The sequence below is a fragment of the Nonomuraea sp. ZG12 genome (genome assembly GCF_052068115.1).
In the GTDB taxonomy this organism is placed as follows: Bacteria; Actinomycetota; Actinomycetes; order Streptosporangiales; family Streptosporangiaceae; genus Nonomuraea.
Genome location: NZ_JBQHCW010000026.1, coordinates 12797 through 24684 on the forward strand (window position 1 = coordinate 12797; position 11888 = coordinate 24684).

General features: G+C 70.0%; 9 protein-coding genes. 4 read left to right on the top strand and 5 right to left on the bottom strand.

Features of this window, described 5'->3' with window-relative positions; genetic code table 11:
* The first annotated feature begins 146 nt into the window (after nucleotides 1–146).
* The 3 genes from ACTMTF_RS40520 to ACTMTF_RS40530 all read left to right on the top strand — a co-directional run bounded on the left by ACTMTF_RS40520 (nucleotide 147) and on the right by ACTMTF_RS40530 (nucleotide 2570).
* Complete coding sequence (locus tag ACTMTF_RS40520) at nucleotides 147–566, top strand: DUF6640 family protein (protein WP_441115420.1); 420 nt, start codon at nucleotides 147–149, stop codon at nucleotides 564–566.
* A gap of 350 nt (nucleotides 567–916) precedes the next feature.
* Complete coding sequence (locus ACTMTF_RS40525) at nucleotides 917–1210, top strand: putative quinol monooxygenase (protein ID WP_441115421.1); 294 nt, start codon at nucleotides 917–919, stop codon at nucleotides 1208–1210.
* A 208-nt stretch (nucleotides 1211–1418) separates the two neighbouring features.
* The gene (locus ACTMTF_RS40530; protein WP_441115422.1) at nucleotides 1419–2570 is read left to right on the top strand and encodes an alginate lyase family protein; all 1152 of its coding nucleotides are present in this window, start codon (nucleotides 1419–1421) and stop codon (nucleotides 2568–2570) included.
* 221 nt (nucleotides 2571–2791) lie between these two features.
* On the opposite strand, the gene ACTMTF_RS40535 is transcribed toward ACTMTF_RS40530, so the two are convergent.
* From ACTMTF_RS40535 to ACTMTF_RS40550, 4 genes are all read right to left on the bottom strand, one after another.
* Complete coding sequence (locus ACTMTF_RS40535) at nucleotides 2792–4054, bottom strand: glycosyltransferase (RefSeq protein WP_441115423.1); 1263 nt, start codon at nucleotides 4052–4054, stop codon at nucleotides 2792–2794.
* Complete coding sequence (locus ACTMTF_RS40540; protein WP_441115424.1) at nucleotides 4051–4674, bottom strand: TetR/AcrR family transcriptional regulator; 624 nt, start codon at nucleotides 4672–4674, stop codon at nucleotides 4051–4053. Before ACTMTF_RS40540 ends, ACTMTF_RS40535 begins: the two co-directional genes overlap by 4 nt.
* A 283-nt stretch (nucleotides 4675–4957) precedes the next feature.
* Entirely contained in the window at nucleotides 4958–6415 is a 1458-nt protein-coding gene (locus ACTMTF_RS40545; protein WP_441115425.1) for an aldehyde dehydrogenase family protein, read from the bottom strand.
* Nucleotides 6416–6452: 37 nt separating this feature from the next.
* Nucleotides 6453–7313, bottom strand: a complete 861-nt coding sequence (locus tag ACTMTF_RS40550; RefSeq protein ID WP_441115426.1) for an SDR family oxidoreductase — start codon at nucleotides 7311–7313, stop codon at nucleotides 6453–6455.
* A gap of 118 nt (nucleotides 7314–7431) precedes the next feature.
* Between ACTMTF_RS40550 and ACTMTF_RS40555 the strand changes: the two genes are divergently transcribed.
* Entirely contained in the window at nucleotides 7432–8019 is a 588-nt protein-coding gene (locus tag ACTMTF_RS40555) for a TetR/AcrR family transcriptional regulator (protein ID WP_397013825.1), read from the top strand.
* 360 nt (nucleotides 8020–8379) lie between these two features.
* On the opposite strand, the gene ACTMTF_RS40560 is transcribed toward ACTMTF_RS40555, so the two are convergent.
* Entirely contained in the window at nucleotides 8380–11841 is a 3462-nt protein-coding gene (locus tag ACTMTF_RS40560) for a WD40 repeat domain-containing serine/threonine protein kinase (RefSeq protein WP_441115427.1), read from the bottom strand.
* Nucleotides 11842–11888 lie beyond the last annotated feature (47 nt).

Here is an 11888-nt window from a genome sequence, read left to right on the forward strand (position 1 = left end):
CATGGCGGTGGGAATCCTTCACGGGGACACGAACATAACTGAATTCGCAGCACTTCGAGATGCCGAAGAGAAGCAGCTGCCGGACCAGGCGGAGACCGCCCATCGGGCGCGAACCTGGGTCGGACATTCACCCGAGGGAGAATAAGGTGTCAGATCGCAACCGCAGGAAGTTCCCGTTGGGGAAGGTGCTCATCTCCTTGTCCGCGGTGGGAACCGCAGTCGGCGCGTACATCGCCGACTGGAACGAGTCGCACATTTACAATCCGGCGTGGCCACCGCACGCGAAGTTCCATAACGCGCAGACCATGAGCATGGGCGTCGCGCTGTCGTTGGCGGTCCTCTATTACCTGTGGAAACCAGACCAGACGCGCGCGTCGCTGGCAACTGCCGCCATCATTGCGAGCATGTACGGCGTCACCCAACTGTCCGTCGCGTTCTATCCGGGAACAGCCAGCGTCGACCCGCCCGGTAGCGACACCTGGCCGCAGCTCATGACCACCCTGCCCAGCCTCGGGTTCGTCCTCGCCGGCTATCTGATCGAGCGCCGCCGCATCACCCGGAATTAGCACTCAAGGCAAGGTTCACGCGGCCCCGGCTCTCTGCGACACCCGCTTGCTCAGCCTCAAGATCACCACCGGCCGCGCCATCGTCGCCGTCTTCGACGGCGGGGACGACTTCTGCACCGGCCCTAGTGACTCCTCCCACCCACCCGGCGGACCGTGCGTCACCGCCCCACGCCCTCCACGTCAGGCGGGAGCGCTGTGGCAAGTAGAGCGACTTACGATCCCAGTGATGTCACCCAATGACACTCACTGGTGCAAGGTTCCGGACGACCAGTCGATCCGGGATGCCGAGACCGTCGCCACGACGCTCGTCGAGGCTCCCGGAACGCCATAGCCTCCCAGAATTTGGAGCGATGACCATGATCCTCGAAATCGCCGAGATGAGCGTAAAGCCAGGCAGCGAGAAGGAATTCGCGGAAGCGCACGCCGCGGCCAGTGAGGCGTTCGGGCCAGCCGAGGGAATGCTCTCGGCACGCCTCACCCAGGGGGTCGAGACCCCAACAAAGTTCGTACTTCTCGTGGAATGGACTGATATCGCGGCCCACGAGCGTTACCGCGACACCGAGCAGTACGCTCATTGGCGCGCGGCGATCGGCCCGTACGTCGCTGGGCCCGCTGCCGTCCAGCACACCCGCGTCGTCGCCTGACCCGAGCGGACTGGCCGGTCCGCGGAAACGACCTCTGAGCGGGCGTCGCTAGCGGAGTCCTGGCCATGACAGTCCCCCCGGCACCACAGCCATCATTCGTGATCATGCGATCCGCGTGACCAGCCGGCGGCCGATGTCCACGGCGCGAGAACGTTGACAGCTGAGTCGGCGGCTGGCTGAATGGGCGTCCGCGCCTGGAAGGAAATCCGTGCGTCTCGCTCGCCCTCTCGCCGTCACCATGCTCGTGGCCGCCGCCTTGTCCGCCCCGCAGCCCGCGCAGGCGGCCGCGTTCAAGCATCCCGGCGTCCTGGTCAGCCGCGCTCAGCTCGACTTCGTCAGAGCCAACCTCGGCAACGAACCGTGGAAGTCTGCCTGGAAGGCCCTGCAACGCAGTTCCTATGCCTCGCTGTCCTACACGGCCAAGCCCCGCGCCGTCGTGGAGTGCGGAATGTGGGGGAAGCCCGACCACGGCTGCTCGGACGAGCGTGAGGACGCCAATGCGGCCTACACCCACGCCCTGCGGTGGTACCTCACCAAGGACTCCCGCTACGCCAAGAAGGCGATCCAGATCATGGACGCCTGGTCAGCCGTGATCACCGAACACACCGGGAGCAACGCGCCGCTACAGACCGGCTTCGCGGGCGCCAACTTCTCCCGCGCCGCCGAGCTCATCAAGCACACCTACACCGGCTGGACCCGGGCCGGCCGGTTCGCCGGCAAGCTGCGCACCGTGTACCTGCCGACCTTGATCGCCGGTATGCCCAACCATCAAGGCAACTGGGAATTGATCATGACCGATGCCGCCATCGGCATCGCCGTGCACCTGGACGACCGCGCCTCCTTCAACCGAGCGGTCACGACCTGGCGCGGCAGGCTGCCCGCCTACATCTACCTCGCGACGGACGGCTCGCTGCCCAAAGCGCCACCGAACAGCAAGCACAACACCAAAGCCGAGATCATCGACTACTGGCACGGGCAGACCAAGTTCGTGAACGGCCTGGCCCAGGAGACCTGCCGTGACTTCGGGCACACCGGATGGGGGCTCGCGGCCATCTCCCACGTCGCAGAGACGGCCCGCCACCAGGGCGTGGACCTGTACGCCACGGCCAAGCACCGGCTGCGATTCGCCATGGAGTTCCACGCTCGCCTGCAACTGGGCGCGACGGTGCCACCGTGGCTGTGCGGCGGAACGGTCACCCCCGGCCTCGGACCGAACCTCGAAGTCGGCTACAACGCGCTGCACCAGCGTTTCGGATACGACATGCCCCATGCCGAGAAGTGGACGAAGCAGAAGCGCCCGGTCGGCGCCTCGCGCTTCCTGGCCTGGGAGACCCTCACCCACGCGAAGAACCCGCGCTGAGCCGCGCTGAGCCGCGATGAGTGGATCGGCCACGCCGGACTTCAACTCCGACGGCGTGGCCGACATCTTCTCGCCGGTCGCCGATCCGTGGGGCGCGTAGTGATCGGCCGGCAGCACCGCGCCGTCCGGCATGGCGATGGGCAGGTCCTTGTCCACCGTGACGGTGCGGGTCTCAGCAGGTGGCGACTTCGCCTGACGTGCCAGGACGTATCCGACGATGCTCACGACAGCTCTTCCACCAACTTGACCGCGCGATGGACGCCGCCCTCGGTGCGGATCCGCTCGCCGGTCTCGGCGGCGGCACGGGCCATGGTCCGGTCGGTGACAGCCCGGCGGATGGCGGCGGCCAGCCCGTGCGCGGTGAGGCGGCGCTGCGGTTGCGGCTCGGGGGCCACGCCGGCGGCGTGCGCGCGGGCGGCCCAGAACGGCTGGTCGGCCACGAACGGGCAGACGACCTGTGGCTTGCCGGCGGCCAGCGCGGCTCCTGTGGTGCCGCTGCCGCCGTGGTGGACGATGGCCGCCATCCTCGGGAACAGCCAGTCGTGCGGGGCTTGCTCCAGCGAGAACACCGTGTCCGGCAGGTCGCCGGTCCTCATCCCGCCCCAGCCGGACGTCAGCACGGCCCGCACCCCGGCCAGCCGTACGGCTTCGGCGACGACGCGGCCGACCCGGGCTGGATCGGTGCCCGCCATGCTGCCGAAGCCCACGTACACCGGCGGATCTCCGCCGGCCAGGAAGGCGGCCAGCTCCGGCGGCGGCGACCAGCCGGAGGCGGCGGGCAGGTACCAGAAGCCGGTGGTGTGCACCCACGCCGGATAGTCGAGCCCGGCGGGCAGCAGGTGAGCGCTGAACGCCTGCAGCACCGTGGCCGGCCCGCCGTCCGGGCGGCGCAGGATGTCGTGCCGCCCACGGCGGCGTGGCAGCCCCAGCCGTCCGGCGCGCAGCTTGTCGGCGATGCCGCCGAACGAGCGGAGCATCAGCTTGATCGGCAGGTAGGAGGCCCGGTTCAGCGCTCTGGGCACAGGCAGCGGAAGCATCGGGTTGCGGAACGCGCCGGTCGGTACCCACACCGGCTGTAACGCCGCCGGGACCGCCGGCACGCCGAGCCATTCGGCGAAGTGCTGGCCCGGCATGCCCGGCGCGTGCACCACCAGGTCGGCGCCGCCCTCCGCCGCGCCGGCCATGTCGTCGAGCACCCGCGCCATGAGCGGCTTACTGCGCCGCATGACCTGCAGCGCGACCCGCTTGCCGCGCAGCCCCCGGTAGTTGGTCTCGATGGCCTCGCGGATCTCGGGGTCGTCGATGAGCGTGTTCGGCCCGTCGTGCAGCGGCGCGAACGGCAGCCCGTACGGCTCGGCCAGCGACGCCATCGCCACCGGCGCGGCCAGGACCGGCTGGTGCCCGGCCCGATGCAGGGCCAGCGCCAGGGCGACGTACGGCTGGACGTCACCGCGCGTGCCGTGGGTCAGGATGAGCACTCTCACCGCGAACCCCGTTCCTTGCGGACCGCGTCCCACGCGTCCAGGACCCGATCATCGGCGAACAGGCCGCGGGTGAAGATCTCGATCCCGGCGCGGGAGGAACGCAGCGTCCGATCCGTCTCCGACAGGCCGCCCGACGGCAGCACCCGCGACAGGTGCTCACCGAACGCCAGCGGCGCCAGCAGCCACGTCACATAGACGGCGGCGCGAGCTCGCGGATCATCGCTCGGATGCACCCAGCCCGCCCGCACGCCCTCCTCCAGCCAGCGTTCCGTCGCCTCGACGATCTCGTCGAACAACGCCGCCGCCTCCGGCGTACCGTCCAGGAACGCGCGCCCCAGATAGAGCCGCACCGCCGAACCCGCCTCCAGCATCGCGGCCAGCCCGCTGACGTCGTCCAGATCCGCCTCGGGACCACCGCGCACCAGCTCGACCACGTACGCGTCACACGCCTTGCGCAACCCCTCCTTCGAACCGAAGTGATGCAGCACCAACGCCGCCGACACACCAGCGCGGGCCGCGATGGCCCGCACACTCACCCGGTTGACCCCCTCGGCGCCGAACAACTCCAGCGCCGCATCCCGGATCCGGGCCCGCCCGGTCAAATCACTGTCTGAACGCATGAACAGCATACTAAACAGATGTTCAACGCCATGGGAAGCCTACGCGACGGCTCGGCCAGCGAGGTCGTCTTGCCGGCACCGCCCCACCGACATCGTGGTCGCGCGGGGCTTTGACGACGAGCGCGACGTCCCGGCCTGGTTCGGTAGGGCTCGCCGGGCTCGTAAGCCCTCGCAGGAGAACGGGCAGGACTGAAGCGGTGGTGTGTGCCCTGGACACCGCACCGCGGCGCGGTGTGGCGTGGCGGGCCCAGCGCCGGCCCGGGGTCGGCGCTGGGCCGGGCTCTCAGGCCGGGTGTGAGGCCATGCTGCCGTAGGTCTTGAGGTGCTGGAACTCGCTCATGGCGGACGGCCCGCACAGCATGCCGTAGCCGCTCTGCTTCATGCCGCCCTGCTCGAAGTGTTCGGACATCGTGCCCCAGGTGTTGAACCAGATGCCGCCGAAGCGCAGGTCGCGTGCGACGCGGCGGGCCCGCCGGTCGTCGAGGGTGAACACGGAGGCGGCCAAGCCGAACTCGGTGGCGTTCGCTCGCCGGATCGCGTCGGTCTCGTCGTCGAAGACTTCGAAGGTCTGGACCGGACCGAACACTTCCTGCTGGACGATGGGGACGTCGACCCGGTCGACTTCGATCAGGGCGGGCCGGAAGAACGCGCCACCGGTCAGGTCGGGGTCGGTGACCGGGCCGCCCCGGACGATGACCTTGGCGTAGTCGGCGGCGTCCTCGACGATGCGGTCGACCCTGGCGACGCCGGCCTTGTCGATCAGCGGGCCCATGTGACTGGTGGGGTCGAGTGCGGGGCCGACCTTGACCCCTTCCAGTGCTGCCGCGAGCCGGGTGCGTAGTTCGTCGGCAATGCCGCGCTGGGCGAGGATCCGGGAGCCGGTGCAGCAGAACTCGCCGTTCATCAGGATGCTGCTCATCACGAGCGTGGGGACCACGCTGTCCAGGTCGGCGTCGTCGAAGACGATCAGCGGGGTCTTGCCGCCCAGCTCGAGTCCGAGCCGCTTGAGCGTGGGGGCGGCCGCGGCCGCGATGGCGCGCCCGACGTGCGTGCTGCCGGTGTAGCTGATCACGTCGATGTCGGGTGAGGCGACCAGCATCGGCGCCACCTCGTTACCGGACTCGGTGAGGATGTTGACGACACCGGCGGGAAGCGACGTCGTGGCGGCGACGGCCTCGGCGAACAACGCGTTGGTCAGCGCGGTCTGGCCGGGCATCTTGGCCACGGTGGTGCAGCCGGCTCCGATGGCCGGGCCCAGCGCGCGGACCAGCAGGACCACCGGGGAGTTCCACGGGACGATGATGCCCGCGACGCCTGCCGCCTCGGGGACCGAGTGGTAGTAGGACCCCGGCGTGGGCTCGGCGGCGCGCCCGGCGATCTGGACGAGCGCGGAAGCGGCGCTGTAGCGCAGCCATTCGACCGCGGTCAGCAGCTCCCAGGTCGTCTGGGCGAGCAGTTTGCCGTTCTCCTGAGCCAGCATCCGGGCGATGGCGGGCACCCGTTCGGCGAGCCGGTCGGCCAGTTCGTTCAGTGCCCGCGATCGCAGGGACGGATCGCGCGACCAGCCGGTGGTGTCGAAGGTGGAGCGAGCGGCAGCGATCGCGGCCTGCGCCTCGGCGCGGCCCGCGGAAACGTAGGCTCCGACGACCTCACCGGTGGAAGGGTCGATCGACTCGTGGACCGAGCCGGTGTCACTCCACTCGCCGTTGATGAGATTGCGGGCGGTGCTGGTGGTCGACATTGTCGTCCTCTCGATTCTTCTCAGACAGGGGTGTCGGTCAGGCGGTATGTGCCAAGGTCGTACGGCCACGGGTTCCGGCCGGGTAGTGCTTGCGCAGGTCGGAGGTCGTCATCCGGTCGAGCATCCGGTTGGGCAGGAAACGGGAGGCGCCGATGAGGAAGGTGGCCGTGGCGCCGATGGCGTACCGGGTGCGGGGCCTGCGGTCGGTCACCGCCTTGGCGATCGTCTTCGCTGCGACGTCCGCGGTCACACCGGCCTTGGTGAACGCGGCGATGTGGGAGGGCAGCGCCTGCATCAGATCGCCGTAGCGCCCGTTCTGCTCCGGCGTCATCCGGGCACCGAGCTCGCCCAAGCCGGTGGTTCCGTGGCCGGCCATCTCGGTCTTGACGCCGCCCGGCTCGACCACCACCACCCGCACGCCGTGCGGGGCCAGCTCGTTGCGCAGCGCGTCACTCATTGCTTCCATCGCGAACTTGCTGCTGGCGTACGGTCCGTAGCCGGCCATGGAGAGCTTGCCGAGCATCGAGGTGATGTTGACGACGCGGCCCTTGCTGCGTACCAGTGCGGGAAGCAGGGCCTGGGTGACGGCGACGTGGCCGAAGACATTCACCTCGAAGACGCGCCGCCATTCGCTGAGCGGCGTCACTTCGACCGGGCCGGCGCCGGGGATGCCGGCGTTGTTGACCACCGCCCGCAGCGGCCGCGGGTTCCGCTCGACGTGTGCGGCGAGCGCGGCGATGTGGTCGGGGTCGGTGATGTCGAGGATCACCGGCTCGACGCCCGGGGCGCGCAGGGGCTCACCGTCGCTGTCGCGCCGCACGCCGGCGAGGACGGCGAAGCCGCGGCGGGCCAGTTCCCGCGCGGTGGCCGCGCCCATGCCGGTTGACGCTCCGGTCACGACCACGAGTCCTTGTATTCCAGATGACGTTGTCATCTTCCCGAGTGTGGGGCACTCAGATGACGCTGTCAACTGGACCAAGTGACTTAGTCATCACATGGACGCTAGGATCGTCCGCATGACCAGCCGCGCCGAATCAGCCGCCGCCACGCGCCGCGCCCTCCTCGACGCAGCCGCTGACCTGCTTGATTCCGGTGGCCTCGACGCCGTGACGTTGCGCGCGGTGGGAGCACGCGCCGGAGTGACTCGCGGGGCGCCCTACCGGCACTTCCCCGACAAGGAGAGCCTGCTGATCGCCGTCGGGACCCAAGCCTGGGACAGACTCGGAGACCGCATGCAAGCCCTTCGCGCGGATCCGGGCCTGTCGGCCGCCGAGAAAATGCGCGATGGCCTCATCGCGCTCATCGACATCGGCCGCTCTCAGCCGCACCTCTACAAGCTCATGTTCAGCAACCCACCCGGCGACCCCGCGGCACTCGCCCGTGCCGCCCAGCGAAGCCAGACCGAGTTCCTGGCCGTCGTCGCCGACCTGGTCGGCGAGCCGGACGCCCGCCGATACGCAGCCCTGCTCATCAGCAGCGCGAACGGGATCGCCGGTCTGGAGGCCAGCGGCCAGCTCGCCGACCCCAAGTGGGGCGGCGTCTCCGCCGAAGACCTCACCGACACCCTCGTTGACATGATCGCCGGCAAGAGCCGGCACGCATGACTGCCCGGCACGCCCTGATCCGGCAGCTGCTCCGGCCGAGATCTTGGTCTGGCCTCGAATGACTGTGCGTCACCCTTGCGATGATCGCTCGCATCCGCCCGCGCCATCCCGCATCGATGGCGCGGGCAGGTGCTGAGCGATTCTCATGAGTACAGCTTGACGGTACGGATAGATCGTCACGACCTTTCCGCTGCCCGCGCGGGGGGCGTACTTCGCATTGCGCAGGAATACGGCGTGCGGCCCGCGCAGGAATGTGAAGGCGATTCCGCGCGGCACACAATACCGATGCACCAGGCCGATCAGCCGCTCCGCGTCGTCGGGACATCCTGAGAGAGCACCGGCCCTTTGCGGCCGCCTGACTCAGGACGGCACGCACACCGTCCGGAAGGGCTCGCCGGGTAGGTACTGCTCCCATTCCTGGGCGCTGAGTGTACGGCCGGCGCGAGCGCAGGCGGCGGCCACCAGGTCCGCGGGTTCGGCCACGCCCCACACCCGGAAGGTGTCGTCATCGTTCACCGTGGCCAGCACGCCATCGCCGAACGCCACCTCGGAGACCCTGCTGCGGCCGGGAAGAGCGGCGCCGACCTGTTCGTGCGTGGCCACGTCCCACAGCCGGACGCTCTTGTCGTCGCTCGCGGTGGCGAGGGTGGCGCCGTCGGCGCTGAAGGCCACCGCGGTGATCACGCCGGAGTGCCCGCCCAGGTCCCGGCCTAGCTGCTTGCGGGAGGCCAGGTCGATCAGCCGCGTTCCCGCGGTGCCGGCCACGGCCAGGGTCCTGACGTCCGGGGAGAAGGCGACGCTTCGCGCCCTGCCGATGGGCGGGCCGACCTTGACCCGGGTGGACAGCTCCCACAGCTGGGCGTTCCCCCCGGTGTCCACCACGGTCAGGTATCTGCCGTCGGGGCTGATGACCAGCTGCATGATGTGTTCGGTGTGGACGATCCGGCCGATCCGGCGATGGGTGCGCGTGTCGAAGAGCCACACCTCGGGCTTCGCATCGGTCTGCGTGTCCGGTGTGAGCGCGATGGCCACGACCCGTCCGTCCGGGCTGTAGGCCGCCGACCTGATGACGTGGCGGGGTATTCTCACCGAGCTCACCTGACGTCGGGTGGCGACATCCCACCAGGTCAGCTCGGACTCCAGCCCGATCGCCAGCGTGCCACCGTCCGGGCTCGCCACCACGGTGTTGATGTCGTGCCCCGGCTTGATGGTGAAGATGGGCGTTCGTGAGCCGAGGTCCCAGAGCCTGACCTGCCGAGCGTCGGAGGTCAGGATGCTCCGCCCATCCCCGCCGAACGTCGCAGCGCGCGCGGTGGTGCCCGCCGTGGGCAGGGGTGATCCCAGCTGCCGGTGTGTGAACGGGCTCCACAGCCACAGCCCGTCGATGCCGCCGGTGGCCAGCAGTTTCCCGTCAGGGCTGAAAGCCACGCTGTACAGGGCGATCGTGTGACTGGCGAGTTCAGGACCGAGCTCCTGGCGCGTGGCCACATCCCAGAGCCGGGCTCGGCCGCCGTCGCTCGTGGCCGCCAGGACTGCGCCGTCCGGGCTGAAGGCGACGCGGATGCCGACGATCTGCCTGTTCATGAGCGGCTTGCCGATCGGCCGCCACGTGGCGACGTTCCACAGGCGCAACGCGTGGCTGCCGGTGACCAGCAGTTTCCCGTCGGGACTGAAGGCCACGTGGCTGGTGCCGGCGGGCGAGGTGTGCGCTTCGAGCGAGGCGACCTGCCTGCGCGAGGCCACGTCCCAGACCCGGGCCTCGGTGTCGCGGGAGGAGTGGGTCGCCAGGAGCTTGCCGTCGGGGCTGAAGGCGATGGCGTTGGCTCCGGGGAGCGCGTCAACGACCTGTTCGCGCGTGGCCACGTCCCACAACCGCACCCTGTCGCCGCCCGTGGCCAGGAGCTTGCCGTCCGGGCTGAACGCGATGGTTTCGCCGCCCTTGAGCGGCTCCCCGAGCTGCTCGCGTGTGGCGACGTCCCAGATCCGCACGTCCTCGGCCACCGCCGCGACGAGCCGGCCGTCGCTGCTGAACGCCACCTCGGTGACCATCTGCTTCTGGCCGGTCAGGGAGCCGGTCGGACGGTGTGTGACGGGGTCCCGGAGTGTCACCACGCCTTCGTCCCCGTTGGTCGCGAGGACCCTGCCGTCGGGGCTGAAGGCCAGCGCGATCGCCGGGCCGGGCCGAGTGAAGACGGCGGGCTCGGCGAGGGCGTTACGGAGGCTGTGGCGGGCCTCCTTGGTCGGCGCCAGCCGCCAGGCCGTGACCGCCAGCAGGTGCCCGACCGTCGGCTCGGTGCCGACGAGCCGGACGCTCTGCGTCGCCAGTTGCCTGGACAACGCCTGCCGCTTCTGTGCCTCCGCCCGCTGCCGCTCGCTGTTGGCTTCGCCCGCGGCGTACACGGCCGAGGCCGCGCCGGCGAGAGCGACGACGAGCAACGTGACAAGCGTGACCATCGCGCCTCGCCGTACCCTCCTGGACCGGACCAGCGCCTGGCGGCTGGAGTCGAGGAAGTCACGTTCCAGCCTGGTGAGCGTCATATGGCGGCGCTCGGAGTCGGCCCAGCTCTCGACAGCCTGCAGCCGGCTGCCGCGCAGCAGGTCGCCGTCGCCGCGACCGCTGTCATCCCAGTGGCGGGCGGCCTGGCCGAGCTGCGCGACGACCGCCAGGCCCGCCTTCTCCTCGCTCACCCAACCGCGCAGGCGAGGCCACGCGCGCAGGACGGCGGGGCGGGTCAGGACCATCTGGCCGTCGCGCTCGGAAAGCACGTAGGAGAACGCCCCGAGAATCTCCTTCAGGTCCTGCCCGCCGTAATCCAGCTCGGCCACGGGCACCGGGCGGGTCATCTCCACGTCGTACTCGTCCAGGGTGAGCAGCCGTAGGAACACTCCGGGCACCAGTCGCCGCTGCACCTCCGGGAGTGCGGCGTAGGCATCCTCGGCGATCGTCCCCAATCCCGGGTCGCGGCCCTGGTCGGATGCGATCTGCCCCGCCCTCTCACTGCCCGCGCGCAACAGCCCGGCCGCCTCGCCCTGGCCGCTGACCAGGGCGAGCAGCAACTCCCGGGCCGTCGGCCGCGACTCCGGCTCCTTGGCCAGCGCCGCCGCCACCAGCGGGCGCAGCACGGGCGGTAGCTCGCTCACGTCGGGTATGACCGAAAGAACCTGGTGGATCACCGCAGCGGCGTTGTCCCCGGCGAAGGCATCCCTTCCCTGCGCGGCGAAGAGCACCACGGCGCCCCACGCGAACACGTCGCCCGGCGCGCCCGCCCGCCGCCCGCTGAACGACTCGGGCCCCATGTAGGCAGGCGTGCCGGCGATGAGCCCGGTGGACGTCAGCGACATCTCCTCAGTACGCGCGATACCGAAGTCGATCACCCGTGGGCCGTCCGGACCGAGCAGGACGTTGTCGGGCTTCAGATCGCGGTGGATCACCCCCGCCTCATGAACGGCGGCCAGCGCTGTGGCGATCGCCGTAGCCAGCCGGTGCAGGTCATCCCCCGCGAACGATCGCCCATCCCGTACGGCTGTGCGCAGGCTGGGCCCGCTGACGTACTCACTGACGATGTACGGCCGCGGGCCGGCCAGATCGGCGTCCAGAACCCGAGCCGTACAGAAAGAGGCCACCCTTCGCGCGGCCTCGACCTCCCGGGCGAACCGGTCCAGCTGCGTGCGGCCGCCGTCCGCGTGCAGGAGCTTGAGCGCCACCCGGGCGCCCTCACCGTCGTAAGCCTCGTAAACGACGCCCTGGCCCCCCTGCCCCAGGCGGCCGGCCAGCCAGTAGCCGCCGATCGTGTGCGGGTCCTCTCCCCGTAACGCACTCATGATCAATGGGACGCGCACATGCGGCGAATGGTTCGGCCGCGCGCCCG